The sequence below is a fragment of the Streptomyces sp. NPDC088387 genome (assembly GCF_044753385.1).
Classification (GTDB): domain Bacteria; phylum Actinomycetota; class Actinomycetes; order Streptomycetales; family Streptomycetaceae; genus Streptomyces.
On sequence record NZ_JBIVNC010000020.1, the window covers coordinates 130,676 to 153,773 of the forward strand.

24 protein-coding genes are annotated in these 23,098 nt (G+C 72.0%); 15 read left to right on the plus strand and 9 right to left on the minus strand.

Annotation, left to right across the window (positions count from 1 at the left end):
* Positions 1-112: 112 nt before the first annotated feature.
* Positions 113-673: a DUF5134 domain-containing protein gene (locus ACIQAC_RS37135; protein ID WP_402199316.1), complete on the minus strand. Its 561-nt coding sequence runs from the start codon at positions 671-673 to the stop codon at positions 113-115.
* Between the two features lie 172 nt (positions 674-845).
* Between ACIQAC_RS37135 and ACIQAC_RS37140 the strand changes: the two genes are divergently transcribed.
* Both ACIQAC_RS37140 and ACIQAC_RS37145 read left to right on the plus strand, forming a co-directional pair.
* Positions 846-2,579 carry an FUSC family protein gene (locus ACIQAC_RS37140; RefSeq protein WP_402199318.1) on the plus strand — a complete coding sequence of 578 codons (1,734 nt, stop codon included), beginning with the start codon at positions 846-848 and terminating at the stop codon, positions 2,577-2,579.
* Positions 2,576-3,109: a MarR family winged helix-turn-helix transcriptional regulator gene (locus tag ACIQAC_RS37145; RefSeq protein ID WP_402199320.1), complete on the plus strand. Its 534-nt coding sequence runs from the start codon at positions 2,576-2,578 to the stop codon at positions 3,107-3,109. The genes ACIQAC_RS37140 and ACIQAC_RS37145 overlap by 4 nt, the downstream gene beginning before the upstream one ends.
* A gap of 64 nt (positions 3,110-3,173) precedes the next feature.
* Here ACIQAC_RS37145 and ACIQAC_RS37150 read toward each other — a convergent pair whose 3' ends face one another.
* On the minus strand, positions 3,174-3,938 hold the full coding sequence (locus ACIQAC_RS37150) for a VOC family protein (protein ID WP_402199322.1): 765 nt from the start codon (positions 3,936-3,938) through the stop codon (positions 3,174-3,176).
* Between the two features lie 118 nt (positions 3,939-4,056).
* Positions 4,057-4,449, minus strand: a complete 393-nt coding sequence (locus tag ACIQAC_RS37155) for a VOC family protein (protein WP_402199325.1) — start codon at positions 4,447-4,449, stop codon at positions 4,057-4,059.
* A 104-nt stretch (positions 4,450-4,553) separates the two neighbouring features.
* Here ACIQAC_RS37155 and ACIQAC_RS37160 point away from each other — a divergent pair, with 104 nt between their 5' ends.
* Complete coding sequence (locus ACIQAC_RS37160) at positions 4,554-5,099, plus strand: GNAT family N-acetyltransferase (RefSeq protein WP_402199328.1); 546 nt, start codon at positions 4,554-4,556, stop codon at positions 5,097-5,099.
* A gap of 39 nt (positions 5,100-5,138) precedes the next feature.
* Here the strand turns inward: ACIQAC_RS37160 and ACIQAC_RS37165 are convergent, their stop codons facing one another.
* Positions 5,139-5,822, minus strand: coding sequence for a glycerophosphodiester phosphodiesterase (locus ACIQAC_RS37165; protein WP_402199380.1), 684 nt, complete (start codon positions 5,820-5,822; stop codon positions 5,139-5,141).
* 379 nt (positions 5,823-6,201) lie between these two features.
* Between ACIQAC_RS37165 and ACIQAC_RS37170 the strand changes: the two genes are divergently transcribed.
* The 5 genes from ACIQAC_RS37170 to ACIQAC_RS37190 all read left to right on the plus strand — a co-directional run bounded on the left by ACIQAC_RS37170 (position 6,202) and on the right by ACIQAC_RS37190 (position 10,877).
* Positions 6,202-7,599 (plus strand): DUF6421 family protein, encoded by a 1,398-nt coding sequence (locus ACIQAC_RS37170; RefSeq protein ID WP_402199330.1) that lies wholly within the window; start codon positions 6,202-6,204, stop codon positions 7,597-7,599.
* A gap of 50 nt (positions 7,600-7,649) precedes the next feature.
* The gene (locus ACIQAC_RS37175) at positions 7,650-8,396 is read left to right on the plus strand and encodes an SDR family NAD(P)-dependent oxidoreductase (protein WP_402199333.1); all 747 of its coding nucleotides are present in this window, start codon (positions 7,650-7,652) and stop codon (positions 8,394-8,396) included.
* Positions 8,393-9,463, plus strand: a complete 1,071-nt coding sequence (locus tag ACIQAC_RS37180; RefSeq protein WP_402199334.1) for a threonine aldolase family protein — start codon at positions 8,393-8,395, stop codon at positions 9,461-9,463. The genes ACIQAC_RS37175 and ACIQAC_RS37180 overlap by 4 nt, the downstream gene beginning before the upstream one ends.
* Positions 9,464-9,572: 109 nt before the next feature.
* Positions 9,573-10,166 (plus strand): transglutaminase family protein, encoded by a 594-nt coding sequence (locus ACIQAC_RS37185; RefSeq protein WP_402199337.1) that lies wholly within the window; start codon positions 9,573-9,575, stop codon positions 10,164-10,166.
* Between the two features lie 9 nt (positions 10,167-10,175).
* A complete protein-coding gene (locus tag ACIQAC_RS37190; RefSeq protein ID WP_402199339.1) occupies positions 10,176-10,877 on the plus strand; it encodes a B3/4 domain-containing protein in 702 nt (233 codons plus the stop codon).
* A gap of 9 nt (positions 10,878-10,886) precedes the next feature.
* On the opposite strand, the gene ACIQAC_RS37195 is transcribed toward ACIQAC_RS37190, so the two are convergent.
* Together ACIQAC_RS37195 and ACIQAC_RS37200 are read right to left on the minus strand one after the other, a co-directional pair.
* Entirely contained in the window at positions 10,887-11,615 is a 729-nt protein-coding gene (locus ACIQAC_RS37195) for a lysophospholipid acyltransferase family protein (RefSeq protein WP_402199341.1), read from the minus strand.
* 193 nt (positions 11,616-11,808) lie between these two features.
* A complete protein-coding gene (locus tag ACIQAC_RS37200; protein WP_402199343.1) occupies positions 11,809-12,219 on the minus strand; it encodes a DUF4395 domain-containing protein in 411 nt (136 codons plus the stop codon).
* 75 nt (positions 12,220-12,294) lie between these two features.
* Here ACIQAC_RS37200 and ACIQAC_RS37205 point away from each other — a divergent pair, with 75 nt between their 5' ends.
* From ACIQAC_RS37205 to ACIQAC_RS37220, 4 genes are all read left to right on the plus strand, one after another.
* Complete coding sequence (locus ACIQAC_RS37205) at positions 12,295-12,708, plus strand: thioredoxin family protein (RefSeq protein WP_402199346.1); 414 nt, start codon at positions 12,295-12,297, stop codon at positions 12,706-12,708.
* Between the two features lie 112 nt (positions 12,709-12,820).
* The gene (locus ACIQAC_RS37210; RefSeq protein WP_402199348.1) at positions 12,821-13,342 is read left to right on the plus strand and encodes a flavin reductase family protein; all 522 of its coding nucleotides are present in this window, start codon (positions 12,821-12,823) and stop codon (positions 13,340-13,342) included.
* Between the two features lie 218 nt (positions 13,343-13,560).
* Entirely contained in the window at positions 13,561-14,361 is an 801-nt protein-coding gene (locus tag ACIQAC_RS37215; RefSeq protein WP_402199349.1) for an electron transfer flavoprotein subunit beta/FixA family protein, read from the plus strand.
* Between the two features lie 108 nt (positions 14,362-14,469).
* Positions 14,470-15,432, plus strand: a complete 963-nt coding sequence (locus ACIQAC_RS37220) for an electron transfer flavoprotein subunit alpha/FixB family protein (RefSeq protein ID WP_402199352.1) — start codon at positions 14,470-14,472, stop codon at positions 15,430-15,432.
* Between the two features lie 75 nt (positions 15,433-15,507).
* Here the strand turns inward: ACIQAC_RS37220 and ACIQAC_RS37225 are convergent, their stop codons facing one another.
* A complete protein-coding gene (locus ACIQAC_RS37225) occupies positions 15,508-16,413 on the minus strand; it encodes an endonuclease/exonuclease/phosphatase family protein (protein WP_402199354.1) in 906 nt (301 codons plus the stop codon).
* Between the two features lie 198 nt (positions 16,414-16,611).
* Between ACIQAC_RS37225 and ACIQAC_RS37230 the strand changes: the two genes are divergently transcribed.
* The gene (locus ACIQAC_RS37230) at positions 16,612-17,916 is read left to right on the plus strand and encodes a DUF6986 family protein (protein ID WP_402199356.1); all 1,305 of its coding nucleotides are present in this window, start codon (positions 16,612-16,614) and stop codon (positions 17,914-17,916) included.
* 104 nt (positions 17,917-18,020) lie between these two features.
* Positions 18,021-20,015 (plus strand): serine/threonine-protein kinase, encoded by a 1,995-nt coding sequence (locus ACIQAC_RS37235; protein WP_402199359.1) that lies wholly within the window; start codon positions 18,021-18,023, stop codon positions 20,013-20,015.
* Here ACIQAC_RS37235 and ACIQAC_RS37240 read toward each other — a convergent pair.
* Together ACIQAC_RS37240 and ACIQAC_RS37245 are read right to left on the minus strand one after the other, a co-directional pair.
* Positions 19,961-20,782: a hypothetical protein gene (locus ACIQAC_RS37240; RefSeq protein WP_402199361.1), complete on the minus strand. Its 822-nt coding sequence runs from the start codon at positions 20,780-20,782 to the stop codon at positions 19,961-19,963. The genes ACIQAC_RS37235 and ACIQAC_RS37240 overlap by 55 nt on opposite strands.
* Positions 20,783-20,788: 6 nt before the next feature.
* Positions 20,789-21,838: a LacI family DNA-binding transcriptional regulator gene (locus tag ACIQAC_RS37245; protein ID WP_402199362.1), complete on the minus strand. Its 1,050-nt coding sequence runs from the start codon at positions 21,836-21,838 to the stop codon at positions 20,789-20,791.
* Between the two features lie 215 nt (positions 21,839-22,053).
* Here ACIQAC_RS37245 and ACIQAC_RS37250 point away from each other — a divergent pair, with 215 nt between their 5' ends.
* On the plus strand, positions 22,054-23,007 hold the full coding sequence (locus ACIQAC_RS37250; protein ID WP_402199363.1) for an ROK family protein: 954 nt from the start codon (positions 22,054-22,056) through the stop codon (positions 23,005-23,007).
* The last annotated feature ends 91 nt before the right edge of the window (positions 23,008-23,098 follow it).

The following is a 23,098-nucleotide window of genomic DNA, read 5'->3' on the forward strand; positions in this document are numbered from 1 at the left end:
GCCCGGCGCGATCCGTCCCCGCGGGAGCCTGGACCAGTGTGCTCCGCCCCGGCAGGAGCCCGGCCCGGCGCGATCTGCCCCCGCGGGAGCCCGGACCGAGCCCGTCCGTGCCTCACATGGGCAGCAGCATCGCCACCATGGCGATGCCCATCGACAGCCGGCACGCCCGCGCCAGCTCCGGTCGGTCGCCCCAGGGGACGGGTGCGGTGGCCGCTGCTCCCACCATGCCGGGCAGCGGCACCAGCCGGGGGCCCGACAGCAGGACGTATCCCGTGAAGTAGAGCAGGAACACCCCCGTCACCGGCGGCAGTCCGGAGCCACCGTGCGCGTGGCCGGCGCCGGGGCCCGCGGAGACGGTCATGGCGACCGCGACGTACACCATCGCCAGCGCGCCGACCGCGTGATGCAGATGGTGTGCGCCGGTACGGGCCGTCCACAGTGCGCGCAGCCCGACCGCGCCGAAGAGCGCGGCGTAGCCGGCCCACGTCCACGACGGCGGGGTGAACACGGCCGCCGGTACGGCCATCGCGGCCATGCCGAACCCCATCACCGCCTCGTCGCCCGCGGCCCGCCGCTGCTCCTCGACCCCACTGCGCATCCGCAGCACGCAGTAGGCGCCAGTCGCCGCGCACAGGGCGACCAGCAGCCAGCCGAGCGAAGCCGGTCCGTGCACACGCCCCTCCCCGCTCGCTCCTCGACACGCTGTCCACGAATGCGATGCCCGAGCCGCGCGGCGCGCACGCGAGCGCATGGGCGTACACGGGGAGCATTCGCCGGAGCACGGCAGGTGAGCGCGGTACCGGAATTATTGTTTGCAGGTAAAACACCCGCTAACGTATCTGCCCATGAGTAGGTTCGTGAGCAGGTTCATCAGCAGGTTCATCAGCAGGTTCGTGAGCAGTACGACACCCGCCTCCCCGACCCGCCGCACACGTCCGCTCCCGCTCTCCGGCGTCCTGCGGGCGGGGCGTCCCTCCGACATCTGGTTCAAGCCCGCGCTGAGCGGTCTGGTGGCCGTCGCGCCGCCCAACCTCACCCTGGTCGCCCTCGACCGGCTCGACCTCGCGATGTACACGATGGCCGGATCCCTGTGCGCCCTGTACGCCCACAACCGGCCCTACCGCGCACGGGCCGGCGTGCTCGCCCTGGTGGTGCTCGGCATGCTCGGCGGTCTCGCCGTCGCCCTGCTCACGGCGTCCCTGACCACCAACGCCCTGCTGCTCGTGGCCGTCGGCGCGCTCCTGGCCGCCGTACAGAAGGCCCTGTGCGACGCCACCCGGATCGGCCCGCCGGGCAACGTCGTGCTCACCTTCGTCAGTTCGGCCGCCCTCTTCGCGCCCCAGACCGCCGGCCGGGTCCCCGGCCACCTCGCGCTCTGCCTGGCCGCGGGCGCCTGGGCGTGGCTCGTCGGCATGGCGCCGGCACTGGTCCGGCCGCACGGACCCGAGCGGCGCGCCACCGCACAGGCCCTCACGGCCGCGGCCGCCCACGTCGAGGCGGCCGCGGCGGGCGACGGGACCCACGCCCGCGCCGCTGCGGCAGCCGCCGTACAGGCCGCCTGGGGGACCGTCCTGACCGCCGGCGCCCGCTCCACCACCCGCAGTGCCCTCGAACTCCTCGTCGTCCGCGCCGAGGTCGCCCTGGCCGCCCCCGCCGACACCGACCCGGCCCGGCTGCGCACCTGGGCCCGCGCCCTGCGCGGCACCGGACCGGTCCCCGTACCCGAGGGAGAGCACACCGCCGCCACCCGCGAACTGCTCGGCGTCGACGTCGAACTCGCCGCCCCGCGACCCCCGTTGCGCCGCACGATCACCGCCCTGGCCCCGATCGCCACCCGCACGGCACTGGGCTGCGCCCTCGCCGGATACGCCTCGCTCGCCGTGGGCGTCGGACGTCCCTACTGGGCCCTGGTCACCGCCGCCGCCCTCTACCAGGCCAACGTCACCCTCACCTGGAGCCGGGGTGTGCAGCGCGTCGTCGGCAATCTCGGCGGTGTGCTGGTCTTCGCCGCCCTGGTGCCCCTCGCGCATGCCGGACGGCTCGCCCTCGTGCTGTGCTGCCTCGCCCTGAACTTCGGCGCCGAGGCGCTGATGAGCCGCAACTACTGGCTCGGCAGCCTCTGCGTGACCCCGATGGCACTGCTCGTCGTCGAGTTCCCCGGCCTGAAGGACCCGGGTGTGCTGATGACCGAGCGGGCGACGGACACGGTCATCGGCGCGCTCGTGGGGTTCGTGGCCGCGATCGCCGTCACCAACCGCCGCGCCGGCGACCACCTCGCACATGCGCTGAGCGCCGCCGAGCGTGCCCGCGAACACACCGCCCGTCTGCTGGCCGGCCCCCGGACCGCGCCCGCGGAGCTGGCGGCGGCCCGGCGTACGCTCGCCGCGGCACTGGCCGACCTGCGCGCCACCGCCGACGCCGCGTCCGGCGAGTGGTGGCAGCGCGCCCTGCCGTACGAGCGGGTCGTGTCGGCCGAGCGGACGGGACACCGTACGCTCGCGGCGACGGTACGGCGCCAGGGACTGTCCGCGGGACCGGACCGCGGCGCCGACGACACGACGGAGGACGTACGGCCATGACGGCAGCGGACGGGCAGCCGGTGAACGGGGGCGACACGGTCGCGGCGGTGGTCCGGCAGTGGGCGTCGGTCCACCCGGGGCTCGACACCGGACCCATGGAGATCATCGGCCGGGTCAACCGCTGCGCCGCGCTCCTCCAGCAGGCCGAGGACGCCCCGCTGCGGCGGGCCGGACTCAGCCGCCCGGAGTTCGAGCTGCTCGGCGCGCTGCGCCGCACCGGACACGAGCTGACCCCCGGCGAACTGGCCCGCGAGACGTTCTCGTCGGGCGCCGCCGTCACCAAACGCCTCAAGCACCTCACCGAACGCGGCTTCGTCGGACGCCGGGGGGACGACCGCGACCGCCGCGTCGCCCACCTCAGCCTCACCGACGCAGGACGCGAACTGGTCGACGGGATCATGCCCGAGCAACTCGCCTACGAGACCGCCGTCCTGTCCGTCCTGGACCCGGACGCCCAGGGCGAACTCGCCGGGCTGCTGGGCGAGTTGCTGAGCCGGCTGGAGGGTCGGCTGGGCGGGTTGCGGGCCTGACCCGCCCGAAGTCCCGTGCGCGGGGCGCGGGTTGGGTGGAAGAGGTCAAGCCCCTGGGAGAGGTTCAGCCCCTGCCGTCGCGGACGTACACACCGAACATCGCGCCCTGCGGGTCCCGCAGCACCGCGATCCGCGGGCCGTCCGGGACGGTGGTGGGCGCCATCAGGACCACGCCGCCCGCGTCCGCCGCGACGGCCGCCGAGGCGTCGACGTCGGTGACCACGAAGTACGGCAGCCAGTGCGGCGGCACCTCCGGCGGGAACTTGTCGTCCATCGTCATCATGCCGCCGAACTCGCCGCCCGCGACGCCCCACCGCGGGTAGCGCGCCGAGTCGGACACGGTCCAGCCGAATACGTCCCGGTAGAACGCCCTGGCCCGCTCGGGATCCCGGGTCAGCAGCTCCACCCAGCCCAGTGTGCCGGGCGCGTTGAGGAGTCCCGCGCCCTCGAAGGTGCGCGGCTGCCACAGCTGGAACGTGGCGCCGGACGGATCGGCGGCCACCGCGAAACGGCCGTAGTCGAACACCTCGGTCGGGCCGACCACGACCGTGCCGCCGGCCTCCGTCACCGCGCGGCCGGCCGTGTCCGCGTGGGCGACCGAGAACGACACGCTCCAGGCCACGGGCTGCGAGTCGTGGTAGAGCGGGGTCAGCGTGGCGATCGGGGCCTCGCCGAGGTAGGCCATCGCGTAGGCGCCGGCCGTCTGGCGCGAATCGGCCTCCGGGCGCCAGCCGAACAGCTCGGTGTAGAACGCCTTGGCGGCCTCGAGGTCGCTGGTGCCGAGTTCCGTCCAGCAGGGTCCGCCGGTCACCGGCCGTTCGCACTCCATGGCGTTCCTTCCGCAGCGCGGACCCGCGGTCCGCTCGGTCAGTCCTCACCAACAGCGTGCGACCGATGACCGGGCGGCGCGAGACAGGGGACCGGCCCCGTCCCGGTACCGGCCGGGCCTAGATGCCCGGCCGGTACCGGATCGGATGGTCCGCCGGCACCTCCACCAGCACCACCGGTGTGCCGTCCGGGTCCGCGATCCACATCTCGATCAGACCCCAGGGCTCGCGCACCGGCGCCCGCACGATCTCGACACCGTTGGCGATCAGTTCCTGCTGGGCGGCGGCCGCGTCCGGGACCTGGATCCACAGCCGCACATGGCCGGCCGGCGGCCCCTCGGCCCGGCCGGAGACCTCTAGGAATCCGCCACCGAGGAAGTAGACGGTGCCGCGGTCCGGGCCCGTCCCGAACTCGCGGTAGACCGAGAGCCCCAGCTGCCCGCCGTAGAAGGCGCGGGACCGCTCCGGGTCGGTGGGGTGCAGAAGGACACGGCTGCTCAGTACGTGGACCATGGGACGAGCGTAGGAGCGCGGACGGGCCCGGCGGCGGAGATCGGCCACGCGTTAGGCTCGACGGAGCCGAGCCGAGCCACCCGTGCCAGATGGAGAAACGCCCCATGGAAGCCAGACCCGTCACCCCGGAACTGACGTACCGCGACGCCACCGACGCCGACGTGGACGACCTCGTCGCGCTGATCGAGTCGGCGTACCGCGGGGACTCCAGCCGTACCGGGTGGACGACGGAGGCGGACATCCTGGAGGGGCAGCGCACGGACCCCGAGGGCGTCCGGGACGTCATCAGGGCGACGGACGGCAAGCTGCTGGTCGTGGAGCGGGACGGCCGGACCGTCGCCTGCTGCCAGCTCGAACACCGCGGTGACCACGCCTACTTCGGCATGTTCGCGGTGAACCCGGAGTTCCAGGGCGCGGGCCTGGGCAAGCTGATCATCGCCGAGGCGGAGCGGCAGGCCCGCGACACCTGGAACGCCACGGAGATGCACATGACCGTGATCTCCGTACGCGAGGACCTCATCGCCTGGTACGAGCGGCGCGGCTACGGTCGTACCGGGCGGATGACCCCGTTCCCGTACGGCGACGAGCGGTTCGGCATCCCGCAGCGCGACGACCTCCAGTTCGAACTGCTGGTCAAGAAGCTCGGCTAGCCGCGCGGGCGGTGGTGTCCCGTCGCCGGGGCGCCACCGTCAGGCCGTGAAGCGGCCGGTGCGCTTGATGTCCGGATGGTCGGTGGTCGCGCCGTCCAGCTCCAGCGCCCGGACCAGCCGCAGGTGCTCCTGCGTGTTCACCACCCAGCCGATGGTGCGCAGATCCGCCTTGCGCGCGTGCTCCACGACCTCCAGGGTGATCCGGCGGATGTTCAGGCATACCGTCCTCGCACCGGCCTCGACGGCCCGGTCCACGACGTCCGTGCCGTACCTGCTGGCGATCAGCGCCGTGCGTACCCCCGGCACCAGCCGGGCGATCTCGGTGATCGCCTCGTCGTGGAACGACGACACCTCGACCCGCTCCACCAGGTCCCGCTCCAGCAGCACCCCGGCCAGGGCACGGGCCGCCGCCAGGTCCTTGATCTCGGCCTGGAGCGGCGACCGTACGGCGTCCAGGACCTCCTCGAAGACCGGGATCCGCTCACCGCGCCCGGCGTCCAGCGCGCGCAGCTCGGCGAGGGTCATCTCGGCGACCGGGCCGGTGCCGTCGGTGGTGCGGTCCACGTCCTCGTCGTGCAGGACGACCAGCGCACCGTCCTTGCTGAGGTGGAGATCGAGCTCGATGACATCGAGGCCGGCGTGCTCGGCCGCGACGAAGGAACGCAGAGTGTTCTCGGGCTCGACGCCCATGATTCCGCGGTGACCGATGGTGAGGAAGTTCAAGGTCCGGCTCGCTTCCGTCGACGGGTGGTCGGCCGAGCGGACAGCGGCCGTCCGCACGGCTGGGTCCGCACTCTAATGGCCGGGGCGCGAGATGAACCCGCACGTACACCGGGGATCCGCCCCACCGGACCGGCGGACCTGCGCGGTCCGGACACGGCGGGTCACCCCGGGGTGGGCGAGTCCCGGACACATTGACCCGCCGGCCCCGCGCCCCCGTACGCGACGCTGACAGCGGCCCGCCCGTCGTGCACCTGTCCGACAGGAAAAAGTGCGGTGACCATGAGGGGGCGCAGGATAATCTCCCGAGGTTCCTCTTGCTGGAAGGAAGCTCGTCCGCATACGGTGTCCATACGCGAGGTTCTCCCGTGGAGGATGGGACATGACGGAAATTCTTGTGCAGACGACGACCGAGGGGCAGGATCCTTCAGTGCCCAGGGTGGTCGAGCACTCGGCATGGACCGCACTCAAGGACGCCGTGGAGCAGATCAGGCCCTGGCAGTCCAAGGACGGCTCGATCGACTTCACCGCGGACGGCGCCCCGCAGCCCGTGGCCGCCGAACGCGCCGTGGACCGGCTCGTCGACGCCGTACGGACGCTGTCGCCGCTGCTCCCGCACGACGCCGCCTACCACGCCGCCCTGGTGGCCGATCTGCGCCGCTGGGCCGACGACGGCTTCGAGGTGCCCGACTTCCTGGACTCGCTGCTCGCCTTCCAGCCGGCCGCCGACCGCAGGGACGGACTCCAGCACCTGGTCGTCTTCCCCATGTACACGCAGAACGGCAACCCCGACCGCAACTTCGAGGCGGTCGTACTGCGGATGGTCTGGCCCGACTGGCTGGCCGAACTGGAGCGCACCCGCTACGACAACCCGCTGTTCTGCGGCATCACCTTCGAGGACTTCACGGCCGGCTACGACACCAACTCCGCCGTCCTCTTCCCCGAGACCATCGCCGTGCGCGAGGCCCCCGAGCGGTTCTCCTGGGGCGGCATCTTCTGCGACCGCGAGGCCGCCCGCTTCCGCCGGGTCACCGCCGCCGCCGTGGACATCCTCGGCCTCGAACTGCCCGCGGACATCGCCACGATGGTCGACGACCAGAAGCGCAGCCAAGAGGCCTTTGTGCTCTGGGACATGGTCCACGACCGCACCCACAGCCACGGCGACCTGCCGTTCGACCCCTTTATGATCAAGCAGCGCCAGCCGTTCTGGATGTACGGCCTGGAGGAGCTGCGCTGCGACCTCACCGCCTTCCGGGAGGCCGTGAAGCTGGCGCAGGACGGCATCCCGCAGGCGCGTGACGTGCAGTACGCCGTCCTCTTCGACCGGATGTTCCGCTTCCCCGTCACCGGCGAGCGCGTCCGCAACTACGACGGCCTCGGCGGCCAGCTGCTCTTCGCCTACCTGCACAAGCACGACGTCGTCCGCTGGACCGACAACCGGCTCTCCATCGACTGGGAGCGCGCGCCGCAGGTCACCAACCAGCTGTGCGCCGAGATCGAGACCCTCTACCGCGAGGGCATCGACCGCCCCAAACTCGTCCACTGGTTCAAGGGGTACGAGCTCGTCTCCACCTACCTCGCCCCGCACCCCGGCTCCCGCTGGGCCAAGGGCCCGGACGCCCTGGACCTGACCCAGCCGCCGCGCAAGCTGGTCGATGACGTGCTTCCCGACGAGTTTCCGCTGAGCATGTTCTATGAGGCGCTGTCCAAGAAGCTCAAGAACGTGATTGCCTCGACCCGGGGCATCACGGCGGACACCGCAGAGCGCGTCGCCGCGTGAGCGACCGCACCACGAAGGCTGCTCGGAACGCTGCTCAGGAGGCGAAGAACATGGGGAACGGGGCTCTCAGCGGTGCGGTGATCGCGGTGGCCGGCGCGGGCGGACCCGCCGGACGCGCGGCGCTGCACCGGCTGGCCGAGGCCGGCGCGATCGTCGTCGGCTCGGACAACGACCCGGAGCGGCTGGCCGAGGCCGTGGACGCGGCCAGCTACGCGCACGGCGGCGCCACCGTCGTCGGCGACACCGTCGACCTGCTGGACCGGCAGGCCGCCCAGGACTGGGCCAACCGCATCGAGAAGGACTTCGGCCGGGTCGACGGCCTGGTCCACCTCGTCGGCGGCTGGCGCGGCAGCGAGACCTTCACCAAGACCCGGCTCGACGACTGGGACCTGCTGGAGCTGCTGCTGATCCGCACGGTCCAGCACACCTCGCTCGCCTTCCACGAGGCGCTGGAGCGCAGCGGCCGCGGCCGGTACGTGCTGATCAGCGCCGCCGGCGCCGGAAAGCCCACCGCGGGCAACGCCGCCTACTCGGCCGCCAAGGCCGCCGCCGAGGCATGGACCCTGGCCCTCGCCGACTACTTCCAGAAGGCCGGCGGCGAGCAGGGCCCGAACGCGGCGGCCGCGATCCTGGTGGTGAAGGCGCTGGTCCACGAGGCGATGCGCGCTGACCGGCCCAACGCGAAGTTCGCGGGCTTCACCGACGTCGAGGACCTCGCCGAGGCCATCGTCGGCGTCTGGGACAAGCCCGCCGCCGAAGTGAACGGACAACGTCTGTGGCTGACCGAGAAGCCGTGAATCCCCGGAAGACCGACGCACGCCGCCACCACGACCCGGAGATCCGCGGTTTTGCCAGCGACAACTACGCCGGCGCCCACCCCGAGGTGCTGGCCGCCCTGGCCCTGGCCAACGGCGGACACCAGGTCGCGTACGGCGAGGACGACTACACGGACCATCTCCAGACGGTCGTGCGCAGCCACTTCGGGGCGGGCGCGGAGGCCTTCCCGGTCTTCAACGGCACCGGCGCCAACGTCGTCGCGCTCCAGGCGGTCACCGACCGCTGGGGTGCGGTGATCTGCGCCGAGAGCGCGCACATCCACGTCGACGAGTGCGGGGCGCCGGAGCGGGTCGGCGGACTGAAGCTGCTCACCGTGCCCACCCCCGACGGCAAGCTCACACCCGAGCTGATCGACCGGCAGGCGTACGGCTGGGACGACGAGCACCGGGCGATGCCGCAGGTCGTCTCCATAGCCCAGAGCACCGAACTCGGCACCGTCTACACACCCGACGAGATCCGCGCGATCTGCGAGCACGCCCACGGGCACGGAATGAAGGTCCACCTGGACGGCTCTCGGCTCGCCAACGCGGCCGCGTCGCTGGACGTCCCGATGCGGGCCTTCACCAACGCCGCCGGCGTCGACCTCCTCTCGCTGGGCGGGACGAAGAACGGCGCGCTGTTCGGCGAGGCCGTCGTGGTGCTCGACCCGGACGCCGTCAGCCACATGAAGCATCTGCGCAAGCTGTCCATGCAGCTCGCATCCAAGATGCGTTTTGTGTCGGTGCAGTTGGAGGCGCTGCTCGCCCGCGACCTGTGGCTGCGCAACGCCCGCCACTCCAACGAGATGGCCCAGCGCCTCGCCGAGGGCGTCCGTGCCGTGCACGGTGTTGAACTTCTTCACCCGGTGCAGTCCAACGCCGTCTTCGCCCGGCTCCCGCACGACGTGACCGTCCGGCTCCAGAAGAGGTTCCGCTTCTACTTCTGGGACGAGGCCGCGGGTGACGTCCGCTGGATGTGCGCCTTCGACACCACCGAGGAGGACGTCGACACGTTCGTCGCCGCGCTCAAGGAGGAGATGGCGCGCTAGTTCACAACGATCGCCGCCGGTCGGCTTCGGATCGGCGGCGATGCATATGTATGTTGTGATCCGTAAATTCATTGACGAAGAGTGTCATGGATCTCTACGCTCCACAGGCATGCAGCTCATCCAGGAAACCGATGACCTCTCCGCCTATCTGGCCGCCGACGAGGTCATCGACCATGAACACCCACTGGTCCGGCAGACCGCCGCCCGGCTGGCCAAGGGTGCGTCCGACTCGTATGCCTATGCACGCGCCGCCTTCGAACTCGTCCGCGACGGCGTCCCGCACTCCGCCGACACCGGCGATCCGCGTGTCACCTGGCGCGCCTCCGACGTCCTGGAACTGCGCACCGGCATCTGTCACGCCAAGTCCCACGCCCTCGCGGCGCTGCTGCGCGCCGAGGACATCCCGACGGCGTTCTGCTACCAGCGGCTGCTGAACGGCGACGGCGGCGGCCATCTCGTCCATGGTCTTGTCGCCGTGCGGTTCAACGGGGCCTGGCACCGGCAGGATCCGCGCGGCAACAAACCCGGTGTGGACGCCCGGTTCTCGCTGGAAGGTGAGCGGCTCGCGTTTCCGGTCAGTGCGGAGTCCAGTGAGGTGGACTATCCGGTCCTGTACGCTGAACCGCATCCGGCCGTACTGGGCGCCCTCGAAGCCGCCCGGGATCGATCGCACCTCTGGCAGACGCTCCCCACCGCACTCTGAAGGCCCACCATGACGTTCTCCCTGACCGTGTCCGACGAGGTGCGTGCCCTCGCACCCGGCTTCACCCATGTCGCCGTCGAGGCGCACGGACTCGTCAACGGGCCCAGCACCGAGGCCAGTTCGGCGCTGCTGGACGAGGCCGCCGCGCGGCTCGCCGTACGGCTGGACGGGCGGGCGCCGCACGAGGACCCGCACATGGCGGCCTGGCGCGAGACCTACACCGCGTTCGGCTCCAAGCCCTCACGGACCCGCAACTCCGCGGAGGCGCTGGCCAGGCGTGCGCCGACCGAGGCGGGTCTGCCCCGGATCAACCTCCTGGTCGACGTCTACAACGCCGTCAGCGTCGCCCACCTGATCCCGGTCGGGGGAGAGGACATCGACCGGATCGAGGGTGGTATGCGGCTCGTACGTGCGGCCGGTGACGAGGAGTTCGTGACCGTGGCCGGCGGCGAGGAGACCGTGGAGCACCCGGACGCCGGCGAGGTGGTGTGGCGGGACGACCTCGGTGTCACCTGCCGCCGCTGGAACTGGCGCCAGGGCCCGCGTACCCGGCTCGGGGAGGTGACGACGTCGGGCATCTTCCTGCTGGAGAGCCTCACGCCGATGCCCGTCGCGGACGTGGTGTCCGCCGCGGACGAACTCGCGGGCCTGCTGGGGAAGTTCAGCCCGGGAGCGGACATCGTGGTGGGCGCGCCCGCTCCGGGCCGCTGAGCGCGGGGGTCAGCGGGACTCGGCGGCCTTGACCGCCTCGGGGGTCGGCGCCGTACCACCGAGGTGGGCCGGCATCCACCAGGTGTCCTCGGCGTTGCGGGGCCGCACCGGGTACGCGCGCTGGGCGGCTTCGAGGAGCTCGCCCACCCGTGCGCGCAGCCGGCGGGTGATCACCCCCGCGTACTCGTCGCGGGTGGCCTCCAGCGCCTCGCCGACCCGGATGGTGACCGGGATGTGGCTGCGCTTGAAGTTGCGCGGGTGGCCCTTGGTCCACAACCGCTGGGTGCCCCACACGGCCATCGGGATCAGCGGCACACCGGCGTCCTGGGCCAGGCGCGCGGCACCCGTCTTGAAGCTCTTCAGCGTGAACGACTCCGAGATCGTCGCCTCGGGGAAGACACCGATGATCTCGCCCGAACGCAGCGACTCCAGCGCGTGCGCGTAGGCCGTCTCGCCCTGCTTGCGGTCCACGGGAATGTGCTTCATACCGCGCATCAGCGGACCGGACACCTTGTGCCGGAAAACCGATTCCTTGGCCATGAAGCGCACCAGCCGCTTCTGCGGCAGCGCCGCGAGGCCGTTGAAGACGAAGTCGAGGTAGCTGATGTGGTTGCTGACCAGAACGGCACCGCCCGTGCGCGGGATGTTCTCCGATCCCTGGCACTCGATCTTCAGGTCCCACGCCTTGAACAACGTGCGGGCGAGGCCGATGACGGGACGGTACACAAGCTCTGCCATGGACGTGTGGGACCCTTCCTGCTCTGCCAGGGAAGGGGGACTCCCGGCGGGGAACTTACGCAGCCGTAGGTTTACGGCATCTCGCAGATGGTGCCCGAAGAACGGACGGGTAGCCACCCCTGGTGCCCGTCCTCGACGTAATCCTCGTCACGTCCGCCCGCTGATCGACCTGCACTTTTATCGTTCTCTTACTTCAGCGGACCGTGGCCCGCCGAAAGAGCAGATACATCTCGCACCCCAGGCAGTACCCGAACGCCGCGTTCAGGAAGGCCGCCGCCAGCGCCGCGCCGGTCGCCGCGAGTCCCAGCCAGTCCGGGCCCAGCGTGTAGCCGACCAGGCCGAGCGCCGCGAAGACGAACCCGACGGCCTGCGCGAAGCGGGGCGGCTCCGGCGCCTCGAACTCGCTCGGCGGCCCGATCCGGGGCCGCACGAACCGGCGGAACACCCAGCCGTAGGGCGCCCTGCCCACCCCGCCCGCCGCGCCGAGCGCGAACGCCAGTGTCTGCCAGGCCAGCAGCCAGGCGCTCCCGGTGATCAGCACGACCACCAGGACCACGGCCGTCACGGCCGCCCCGAAACGCGGTCCCCGCACGTCGATGTCCATGAATCAAGCATTCCGCACCCGGACCGGCTCGACGGTCCGGGAATCTTTGCAGTCTCGTGAACGCTGACACGACCGATGACCGGACTGATGGTGTGCCTTGCGGTGCTCGTGATGGCGAGCGCCTACGGAGTGCTGCACAAGCGGCGGAGCGGGAGAGTACGCGTGCGCGGGCGCGACGACGACAAACGGCTGGGCGCCGACCGGCTGGGCGCGGAACTGGGGGAGCGGGCCACGCTCGTGCAGTTCTCCAGCGCCTTCTGCGCACCCTGTCGGGCGACCCGGCGCGTCCTGGGCGAGGTGGCCGAGCTGGTGCCGGGGGTCGCGCACGTCGAGATCGACGCCGAGGCGCACCTGGACCTGGTCCGCGAACTGGAGATCCTCAAGACGCCGACGGTGCTGGTGCTCGACGCGGACGGACGCGTGGTGCGGCGGGCCACCGGACAGCCCCGCAAGGCGGACGTCATCGCCGCGCTGGGCGAGGCGGTCTGAGGGACCGTCGGATGCGTCACGTCCGGACGGTGACCCATCTCGCAAGGACGGGGGCGCACTTGACTGTAAGCACCACCTATCGTCAGTCTGACCGTATGTGCAGGAGCGCCCCATGACGGCCACGCCCGAGGTGGACACCACTCGGCTCGGCTCGCCCGAACTGCTGCGTTCCGTCTTCCGGCGGCACGCGGCCGGAGTCGCGGTGATCACCGCCCGTGACACAGGCCTGCCGGGCGGCCGGCCCGTCGGATTCACCGCGACGTCGCTGGCCTCGGTCTCCGCGGACCCGCCCATGCTGTCCTTCGGGATCGGTACGGGCGCCTCCTGCTGGCCGGCCGTGTCCCGCGCGGACCATGTCGGTGTGCACATCCTGGGCGAGCAGCAGCGGGAGCTGGCCGCCACGTTCGCGCGCAGCGGCGCCGACCGGTTCGCCGCACCCACGCGCTGGCACGAGGGACCCGAGGGTGTTCCGGTCCTCGACGGTGTGATCGCCTGGCTGGTGTGCCGGGTCGTCACGCGCGTACCCGCGGGCGACCACCGCATCGTGCTGGCCGAGGTGGTGCTCGGCGACCCCGCGGGCGCCGGCCGCCCACTTCTGTACCACCAGGGGCAGTTCACGGCTCTGCGGGATTGATCACGTGCCCGCGCGCCTGCGCGAGTGTCGAGTTCCGGTTACGCTGCGTTGCACAGGTCACAGTTCAAAGCGCTTGCTTAGTGGGAATGAACTGGGTGTACTGACGAGTAATATTTCGTTCGGAGCGTGGGCCGCCCCGACCGGGATCGGCCGCTAGAGGCGCCTATGCTGCCTGCTAGAGGCAGCCGAAAAATGACGATTGCAGTAGGAGAGCCGGCGTGAGCTTGAGGATCGTTGTCACTGTGAAGTACGTGCCCGACGCCACTGGCGACCGGCACTTCGCCGATGACCTGACCGTCGACCGTGACGACGTGGACGGTCTGCTCTCCGAACTGGACGAGTACGCGGTCGAGCAGGCGCTCCAGATCTCTGAAGACCGGCGGGAGAACGGGGACGACGACGTCGAGGTCACTGTGCTGACGGTCGGCCCCGAGGACGCGAAGGACGCGCTGCGCAAGGCGCTGTCGATGGGCGCCGACAAGGCGATCCACGTCGAGGACGACGACCTGCACGGCACCGACGCCATCGGTACCTCCCTGGTGCTGGCCAAGGCCATCGAGAAGGCCGGCTTCGACCTGGTCGTCTCCGGCATGGCGTCCACCGACGGCACCATGGGCATCGTCCCGGCGCTGGTCGCCGAGCGCCTCGGCGTCCCGCAGGTCACGCTGCTCTCCGAAGTCTCCGTCGAGGACGGCACGGTCAAGGGCCGCCGCGACGGCGACGCCGCCTCCGAGCAGCTGGAGGCCTCCCTGCCGGCGGTCGTGTCCGTCACCGACCAGTCGGGCGAGGCCCGTTACCCGTCCTTCAAGGGCATCATGGCGGCGAAGAAGAAGCCGGTGGAGGCCTGGGACCTGTCCGACCTGGACATCGAGTCCGACGAGGTCGGCCTGGAGAACGCCTGGACCGCGGTCGACACCGCGACCGAGCGCCCGGCCCGCACGGCCGGCACGATCGTCAAGGACGAGGGCGAGGGCGGCAAGCAGCTCGCGGAGTTCCTCGCGAGCCAGAAGTTCGTCTGAGGCATCCCGGGCCGGTAGTCCGTCCGAGGCTCCCTGGGCCGGACGTTCCTCCGAGGCCCGATCGCCCACCGCCCCCGCACCCTTCGCAAGCAGGAGAGAAGAAGTCCCATGGCTGAAGTTCTCGTCTACGTCGACCACGTGGACGGTGCCGTCCGCAAGCCCACCCTGGAGCTGCTGACGCTGGCCCGCCGCATCGGCGACCCGGTCGCCGTCGCGCTCGGCGCCGGCGCTGCCGACACCGCCGCCGTCCTGGCCGAGCACGGCGCGGTGAAGGTCCTCACCGACGACGCCGCCGAGTACGCCGACTACCTGGTCGTGCCCAAGGTCGAGGCCCTTCAGGCCGCCTACGAGGCCGTCTCCCCGGCGGCCGTGCTGATCCCGTCCTCCGCCGAGGGCAAGGAGATCGGCGCCCGTCTGGCGCTGCGCATCGGTTCCGGCATCATCACCGACGCCATCGACCTGGAGGCCGGCGACGCGGGTCCGGTCGCCACCCAGTCGGTGTTCGCCGCCGCCTTCACCACCAAGTCCCGGGTCGCCAAGGGCACCCCGGTCATCACCGTCAAGCCGAACTCGGCCGCCGTCGAGGCCGCCCCGGCCGCCGGCGCGGTCGAGGCGCTCTCGGTCTCCTTCTCCGACAAGGCGACCGGCACCAAGGTCACCGGCCGCACGCCGCGCGAGTCCACGGGCCGCCCCGAGCTGACCGAGGCCGCGATCGTCGTCTCCGGCGGCCGTGGCGTCAACGGCGCCGAGAACTTCGCGGTCATCGAGGCGCTCGCCGACTCCCTCGGCGCGGCCGTCGGCGCCTCGCGCGCCGCGGTGGACGCCGGCTGGTACCCGCACACCAACCAGGTCGGCCAGACCGGCAAGTCCGTCTCGCCGCAGCTGTACGTCGCCGCCGGTATCTCCGGCGCGATCCAGCACCGCGCGGGCATGCAGACCTCGAAGACCATCGTCGCCATCAACAAGGACGCCGAGGCCCCGATCTTCGACCTGGTCGACTACGGCGTCGTCGGCGACCTCTTCGACGTCGTCCCGCAGCTGACCGACGAGGTCAAGACCCGCAAGGGCTGATCCGCACGGCTGTTGTACGAGGCCCCCGTGACCGGTACGCGGTCGCGGGGGCCTCGGTGTGTCACCGTCCGGCGCTCAGCCCAGGGTCAGGGTCGCCTGGACCGGCAGATGGTCGCTGGGGAACTGCCCGTCGGCGGAGAAGGTGTTGATCGCCGCGCGGTGTGCCGTCACGCCGGGTGTGGCCAGGATCCAGTCGATGCGGTTGCCGTCCGGCCTCAGCGGCCGGTAGCCGTGGTAGGTGGCGTACAGCGGACCGCGCTCGGCGGCCGTGTCCCAGGTGTCGGTGAGACCGGCGCCCAGCAGTGTGTCGTAGACCGGGTTGCCGTGTGCGGGGACGTTGAAGTCGCCGGTGACGATCACCGGCAGGGTGGGGTCGAAGCCGCCGATGCGCTCGATGATCAGGGCGGTGGCACGCGCGCGTGCGTCCTGACTGGCGTTGTCGAGGTGGGTGTTGAGGAAGTAGAACTCGCGGTCGTCGTCGAGGCGGTCTCGGAAGCGGACCCAGGTGACCATGCGGATCCACCCGCCGGCCCAGGTGTTGGAGCCGATCACGTCCGGGGTGTCGGACAGCCAGAAGTGGTCGTACTCGACCGGGGTGAGACGGCCGGTGTCGAAGAAGACCGCCATGAACTCGTCGCGGCTGCCGCCCGCGCGGCCCGTGCCGATCCACTCGTGGCGCGGCCCGAGATCACCACGGATGTCGCGCACCTGCTGGTAGAGGCCCTCCTGGATGCCGAGGACGTGCGGGCGGGCGTCGCGGAGCAGCTTCCGCATGACCGGCCTGCGCACGGCCCAGCTGTGGGGCTCGGCATCGCTCGCGAACCGTACGTTGAACGACATGACCTCCAGGCGCCGGCCCTGCCGCGCGACCGTGGAAGCGGCGCGGGTGGACAGTGCTGTACTGGAGAGAGGCACGGCGACGGACGCGGCCAGCGCCGTCTTCAGGCCGAGGCGGCGGGTGACTCGGCTGTCGTTCGGCACAGGGGCTCCTTCACTGAGGACGGAACTGCCGGGCGAGTCTTCCGTACCGAAGTGTTCTACCGCCGTATGAGGTGGACGTGAACATGCCGATATCCGGGAGTGGCCGGGTTCGGAAGGGTGTTGACCTGCGGATGACCGGCAGATAACTTCGTACTGCGGATAATTGATTCCGCAGAGCGGAAAACAGGAGGGTGTGGAATGGGTCAGGGTCAGCAGGAGCAGGTGGCGACGAGCCTCGCGGGCACCGTCAGCGAGGAGATCAGCGCCTCCCTCGCACCGGTCGACGCCGAACTGGAGCGCCGCTACCCCGGAGACCCCGGCACCCGCCAGCCCGTCCACACCGTCTACGTCCCGGGTGACGCCTTCGACGCCGGCACCGTCCGCTCCTGGGGCGACCAGGCGCTCGCCGCCCTCGACGAGCACGCCCCGGACGCCGCCTCGTTCGCCGCAGTCCTGGGACTCGACGACGACCTTGCCGAGCCCGTCTACACGCGCGTGCGCGCCAAGCTGGAGCGCGAGCCGATCGAAGACCTGCGGGTCGACTTCGAGGACGGCTACGGCCCCCGCCCCGACGCCGAGGAGGACGCGGCGGCCGCCCGCGCGGCCCGGATCGTCCACGAGGCGTACGCGGACGGCACCGCGGCCCCGTACACGGGCATCCGCATGAAGTGCATGGAGGCGCCGGTCCGCGACCGCGGCATCCGCACCCTCGACGTCTTCCTCACCGGTCTGATCGAGGCCGGACCCCTGCCCGCCGGGCTCGTCCTGACCCTGCCCAAGGTGACCTACCCCGAGCAGGTCACCGCCATGGTCCGGCTCCTGGAGGCCTTCGAGAAGGCCCACGCGCTCGAGGCCGGAAGGCTCGGCTTCGAGATCCAGATCGAGACCAGCCAGTCCATCCTCGCCGCCGACGGCACCGCCACCGTCGCCCGGATGATCCAGGCCGCCGAGGGCCGCGCGACCGGACTGCACTACGGCACCTTCGACTACAGCGCCTGCCTCGGCGTCTCCGCCGCCTACCAGGCCGGCGACCACCCCGCCGCCGACCACGCCAAGGCGATCATGCAGGTCGCCGCCGCGGGCACCGGCGTACGCGTCTCGGACGGCTCCACCAACGTCCTGCCGATCGGTACGACGGCGAAGGTGCACGACGCCTGGCGGCTGCACTACGGCCTCACCCGCCGTGCCCTGGCCCGCGCCTACTACCAGGGCTGGGACATGCACCCCGGCCACATCCCCACCCGCTACGCGGCCGTGTTCGCCTTCTACCGCGAGGGCTTCGAACAGGCCGCCGCCCGACTCGCCCGCTACGCCAACCGCACCGCCGGCGACGTCATGGACGAGCCCGCCACCGCCAAGGCCCTCAGCGGATATCTGCTGCGCGGACTGGACTGCGGCGCTCTCGACATCGCCGAGGTGGCCCGGCTGACCGGACTGACCCGGGCCGACCTGGAGAGCTTCGCGGGACCCCGGCGCGGTGACCTGACGGCCTCGGCCAAGTAGCGGGTCTGTCACGGCCGTCCACCGAGTCTTCCGCAGTCACTGCGGCCCCGTAGTCTGTGACCGACCAAGTCGGTTCACACGATGATCAGAGGAACGGGGCGGCGGTGTCTTCGGGGGAGAACGCACAGACGGACGGGATCGGCCGGCTGCTGGCAGGGCGCTACCGAGTGGTGGCCCAGCTCGGCCGGGGCGGCATGGGCGTAGTCTGGAGAGCCGTCGACGAGGTTCTCGGCCGCGAGGTCGCCGTCAAGGAACTGCGCACGTACACGGACGCCGACGGGCCCGAACTCTCCGACCTGCGGGTGCGGATGCAGCGCGAGGCCCGCGCCGCCGCGAGGGTCCGGCACCCCGGAGTCGTCGCCGTGCACGACATCGCCGAGGTCGACGGCCGCCCGCTGATCGTCATGGAACTCGTCGACGGCCCCTCCCTGGACGACGTGCTGCGGGTGCGCGGCACGCTCGAACCGGGGGAGGCGGCCGGCATCGGCGCCAAGGTCGCCGACGCGCTGGCCGCCGCCCATCTCGCCGGTGTGCTGCACCGCGACGTCAAGCCCGGCAACATCCTGCTGGAGCGCACCGGACGCGTGGTCCTCACCGACTTCGGCATCGCCACCATGGACGACCCGGGCGACGGCTCGGCCACCCACCTCACCCGCAGCGGCGAACTCGTCGGCTCCCTCGACTACCTGGCGCCCGAGCGCGCCCAGGGCGCCGGACCGGGCCCGGCCTCCGACATCTGGGCCCTCGGCGCCACGCTGTACGCCGCGGTCGAGGGCGCGTCGCCCTTCCGCCGTACGTCGACCTTCTCCACCCTCACCGCGATCGTCTCCGAGCCGCTGCCCGAGCCGCGCCTGGCCGGAGCGCTCACGCCGGCGCTGCGCAGCCTGATGGACAAGCGGCCCGAGTCCCGCCCCGACGCCGACCAGGCCCGTGACCTGCTCCAGTCCGTCTCGGGCGGCGCCACGGACGTGCAGACCGCCCATCTGCGCGGAGCCGCGGGCAGCACCTCCGGGCGCAGCGAGACCGAACTGAGCGTGCCGTCGGTACCGCCGGGCTTCGGACCGGCCGGGTCGGGGACACCGGCCCAGGGCCCCGCCGAGCAGGGCGCGGCAGGTGGGAGCGCTGCCACCGGGGCCCCCGGCACCGGTGGAACCAACGCCTCCGGCGCGTACGGCGTCTACGGCGCACCCGTCACCCCGGATGCCCACGGAACGTCAGCCGCACCCGGCGCACCCGGCGCACCCGGCGCACCCGGCGGCCCGGACCCGGCGCACTCCCCGAGCCCGTACGGCACAGGCGCCCCCGCGCCCCACACCGCCACCCCCACCGGCCCGGTCACGACCACCACCACCCGTAGGCGCAAGGGCCGCGCCCTGCTCGCCGCCGTGGCCGTGGCCGTGGTGCTCGCCGCGACCGGTGTGACCGTCGCCCTGCTCGACAACGGCGACGCGGAGGCCGGTGACCGCGGCTCCTCGTCCTCCGCCGTCGGCGGCGAGGGCTCCGAGGTGACGGGCTCCCCGGACGCGGACCTCTCGAACCGGCCCGACTCCATCGCCCAGGACGGCGAGAAGAAGTCCCCGTCCGCGGACGGCAGGCCGAGCAAGGGTGCCGACGGCAAGGACGAACCGACCGAGAAGAACCCCGGCGGCGCCGACCCCGACCCGACCAAGACCTCCGGCGCGGGATCCACCGGCGGCGGCTCCGACGGCGGCAGCTCCACGGGCGGTGGCGGTTCCACCGGCGGGGGCGGGACCACGGGCGGCGGCGGCACCACCACGACCGGCGGCGGCAACAGCGGCGGCGCGTCCTCCCCGGACCCCGTCTGCCACCCCATCGGCGGCGGCAAGTACAACTGCCAGGTCTGGCGCACCGCCAAGTCCTACACCGCCTCCGGAGCCGAGGCCGGCATCCTCAACGCGGGCACCAACTACTTCTACTGCCAGCAGAACCTGGGCCGCCGCGAGACCTACGGCGAGTGGACCAACATCTGGTGGGCCAGGACGGACGACGACAGCGGCAACGTCAACGTCTATGTCAGCGACGTCTACATCCAGGGCGGTGACAACGACGCCCCGCTGCCCGGCCTCCCGGTCTGCTGAGGACGTACGTACCGCTCCAGGCCGGACGCCGTCACCAGTTTCTCCTCCGCGAACAGCCGGGTGCCCTGTGCGCCGAGCGCCGGATCGGCGCGCACCCGGTCGCAGAACTCCTCCGGGGTCACCCCGAACAGCTCCCGCAACCGGGGCAGGGCGAGGAGCAGTTCGGTCAGCAGCGCCCGCTGCTCCCCGTGGCGGCGGGGCGCACCCGTACCGTCGTGCAGGACACCACGCCGGTTGACGTAGACGAAGGCGCCCGGCAGCGGCTCGCCGCCGTCCGCCGGCGCGATCCGGACGTGTGGTGCGGGCAGCCAGGCCCGCCGGTAGTTGCCCTCCGGCAGCGGCACACCCTCGCTCGCGTCCACCACGGCCAGCTGCTCGGCGTCCAGCCAGGTGACAAACAACTCCCGTACGGTGTCCGGCGCTTCGAACGGGGAGGCGCTGACGTATCCCATCCGGCTGACGTGCGCGGAGACACCGACGTCGATGCCGGTCACCCTGACCCGGACCATCGGGACCGGTGTGGTGATCGCGGACTCGGCCAGTTTCAGGCGCAGTTGGGCCGGACAGGCGTTGGAGCCGACGGCCAGCACCGGGACCCGGCCCTCGCCCACCGGACCCGTCAGCGGCAGCCAGCGGTCCCCGGACAGCAGCCCGGATCCCCGTGGCCAGGCACCGGGGTAGGTCAGCGGGCGGTCCCGGGGCGCGTCGGCGAGGCCGAGCTCCTCCAGGGTGTGCCCGGGGCCAGGGCGGTGGAAGCCGTCGGCCATGGGCCGTCAGTCCGCGGGCGGCAGCTCGCCGGAGCCGCGGGTGATCAGGCGGGTCGGCAGCTCGATGCGCTCGGGGGCGACGAGACTTCCGTCCAGCTGCTGGAAGAGCCGCTCCCCGGCCGTGCGGCCGAGGCTCGCGGCGTCCTGCGCGACGACCGTGACGCCCGGCTGGAGCAGATCGGCGAGCTCGATGTCGTCGAAGCCGACGAGGGCGATCCGCCGGGGCTGCTCGGCGAGCACCCGGATCACGGTGACCGTCACCCGGTTGTTGCCGGTGAAGATCGCGGTGACCGGGTCGGGTCCGGCGAGCATCTCCTCGGCCGCCCGGCGCACCCGCTCCGGGTCGGTGACGCCCAGCGACATCCAGGAGTCCGCGACCGGTATACCGGCGTCCTCCATGGCGGCGCGGTAGCCGCGCAGACGCTCGGCGGCGGTGTGGATGCGCGGCATGTCACCGATGAAGCCGATCCGGCGGTGGCCGTGCCCGATCAGGTGCGCCACGCCGTCCCGGGCGCCGCCGTAGCTGTCCGACAGCACCACGTCGGCGTCGATCTTCCCGGCCGGACGGTCCACGAAGACCGTGGCGACGCCCGCGCGGATCTCCGGCTCCAGATAGCGGTGGTCGTCTCCGGCCGGGATGACGACCAGTCCGTCCACGCGTCGCGCGCACAGCGCCAGCGCCAGTTCCTGCTCGCGCTCCGGGTCCTCGGCGCTGGAACCGTTGATCAGCAGCGCCCCGTGGGCGCGGGCCACCTCCTCCACCGCCCGGCTGAGGGGCCCGTAGAAGGGGTCCGCGAGGTCCTCCAGGACCAGGCCGATGCTGGCGGTACGGCCCTTGCGCAGCACACGCGCGCTGTCGTTGCGCCGGAAGCCCAGCGCGTCGATGGCCTCCTGGACACGGCGCTCCGTCTCGGGCGTCACCCCCGCCTCGCCGTTGACGACACGGGAGACCGTCTTCAGGCCGACCCCCGCTCGCGCCGCCACGTCCTTCATGGTGGGACGGCTGCCGTAACGGGTCGCGGGGTGGCCATCTGCTCGGCGGTGCGTGTCGGGCACGATGTGGTGTCCTGTCCTGTGGTCCGCGGGGATGCGTGGAGCATTGGTATGTATGAGGATGTGGCGTCGAGCATAAGGCCTGGACAACGTTGTCACGACCGGGAGAGACTGTCCACCGCAATCTTCGGCCCCTGCGCCCCACCGCTGGACCGGCCTGCCCGTTCCCCGCGCTCGACGGGGAGCACTGACTTGGTTGACGGGGAGAACCCACACTGATGGACACCGACATCGTGGCAGCGCTCGACATCGGCGGCACCAAGATCGCCGGAGCGCTGGTGGACGGCCACGGCACGATCCTGGCCCGCGCGCAGCGTCCGACGCCCGCGAAGGAGGACGGCGACACCGTGATGCGGGCCGTCGAGGCGGTGGTCGGGGAGCTGACCCTGTCGCCGCTGTGGGACCGCGCGGACGCCCTCGGCATCGGCAGCGCGGGCCCGGTGGACGCCTCCGCGGGCACCGTGAGCCCGGTGAACGTACCGGGCTGGCGGAACTACCCGCTGGTGGCGCGGGTACGGGACGCGGCCGGCGGGCTGCCCGTGGAGCTGATCGGTGACGGTGTGGCGATCACGGCCGCCGAGCACTGGCAGGGAGCCGCACGCGGCCACGACAACGCGCTGTGCATGGTGGTCTCCACCGGCGTCGGCGGCGGTCTTGTCCTCGGTGGTCGGCTCCACCCGGGCCCGACCGGGAACGCCGGCCACATCGGCCACATCAGCGTCGACCTCGACGGCGATCTGTGCCCGTGCGGTTCGCGCGGCTGCGTCGAGCGCATCGCGAGCGGCCCCAACATCGCCCGGCGCGCCCTGGAGGGCGGCTGGACGCCGGGTCCCGACGGCGACACCTCCGCGGCCGCCGTGGCCGCCGCCGCGCGTGCGGGCGACCCGGTCGCCGTGGCCTCCTTCGAACGGGCCGCGCAGGCACTCGCCGCCGGTATCGCGGCCACCGCGACCCTCGTGGAGATCGACATCGCTGTCGTAGGAGGCGGTGTCGGCAAGGCGGGCGACGTGCTCTTTGTGCCGCTGCGCAAGGCCCTGAGCGACTACGCCACGCTCTCCTTCGTCCAGCGGCTGACCGTGACACCGGCTCAGATGGGCACGGACGCGGGGTTGGTGGGAGCGGCGGCGGCGGTGCTGGCGCGGCGGCCGGACACGACGGCGGCGGGCGTCTAGGGCGTGTTTCGAAAGTCCCGTCGTCCGCCCGGAGGGCGGGCCGAGCGGCGTCCGGTGCGTGCTCTCGGCGTGCCGGGCGGAAGCCCTCGTA

Bases quoted from the DNA above. Each gene is read 5' to 3' on its own strand.
- ACIQAC_RS37195 (WP_402199341.1), bottom strand. From the start codon at position 11,615: ATGGCAGAGCTTGTGTACCGTCCCGTCATCGGCCTCGCCCGCACGTTG.
- ACIQAC_RS37205 (WP_402199346.1), top strand. From the start codon at position 12,295: ATGACCGGACTGATGGTGTGCCTTGCGGTGCTCGTGATGGCGAGCGCC.
- ACIQAC_RS37250 (WP_402199363.1), top strand. From the start codon at position 22,054: ATGGACACCGACATCGTGGCAGCGCTCGACATCGGCGGCACCAAGATC.
- ACIQAC_RS37155 (WP_402199325.1), bottom strand. From the start codon at position 4,449: ATGGTCCACGTACTGAGCAGCCGTGTCCTTCTGCACCCCACCGACCCG.
- ACIQAC_RS37200 (WP_402199343.1), bottom strand. From the start codon at position 12,219: ATGGACATCGACGTGCGGGGACCGCGTTTCGGGGCGGCCGTGACGGCC.
- ACIQAC_RS37160 (WP_402199328.1), top strand. From the start codon at position 4,554: ATGGAAGCCAGACCCGTCACCCCGGAACTGACGTACCGCGACGCCACC.
- ACIQAC_RS37145 (WP_402199320.1), top strand. From the start codon at position 2,576: ATGACGGCAGCGGACGGGCAGCCGGTGAACGGGGGCGACACGGTCGCG.
- ACIQAC_RS37170 (WP_402199330.1), top strand. From the start codon at position 6,202: ATGACGGAAATTCTTGTGCAGACGACGACCGAGGGGCAGGATCCTTCA.
- ACIQAC_RS37220 (WP_402199352.1), top strand. From the start codon at position 14,470: ATGGCTGAAGTTCTCGTCTACGTCGACCACGTGGACGGTGCCGTCCGC.
- ACIQAC_RS37185 (WP_402199337.1), top strand. From the start codon at position 9,573: ATGCAGCTCATCCAGGAAACCGATGACCTCTCCGCCTATCTGGCCGCC.
- ACIQAC_RS37150 (WP_402199322.1), bottom strand. From the start codon at position 3,938: ATGGAGTGCGAACGGCCGGTGACCGGCGGACCCTGCTGGACGGAACTC.
- ACIQAC_RS37140 (WP_402199318.1), top strand. From the start codon at position 846: ATGAGTAGGTTCGTGAGCAGGTTCATCAGCAGGTTCATCAGCAGGTTC.
- ACIQAC_RS37230 (WP_402199356.1), top strand. From the start codon at position 16,612: ATGGGTCAGGGTCAGCAGGAGCAGGTGGCGACGAGCCTCGCGGGCACC.
- ACIQAC_RS37175 (WP_402199333.1), top strand. From the start codon at position 7,650: ATGGGGAACGGGGCTCTCAGCGGTGCGGTGATCGCGGTGGCCGGCGCG.
- ACIQAC_RS37190 (WP_402199339.1), top strand. From the start codon at position 10,176: ATGACGTTCTCCCTGACCGTGTCCGACGAGGTGCGTGCCCTCGCACCC.
- ACIQAC_RS37240 (WP_402199361.1), bottom strand. From the start codon at position 20,782: ATGGCCGACGGCTTCCACCGCCCTGGCCCCGGGCACACCCTGGAGGAG.
- ACIQAC_RS37210 (WP_402199348.1), top strand. From the start codon at position 12,821: ATGACGGCCACGCCCGAGGTGGACACCACTCGGCTCGGCTCGCCCGAA.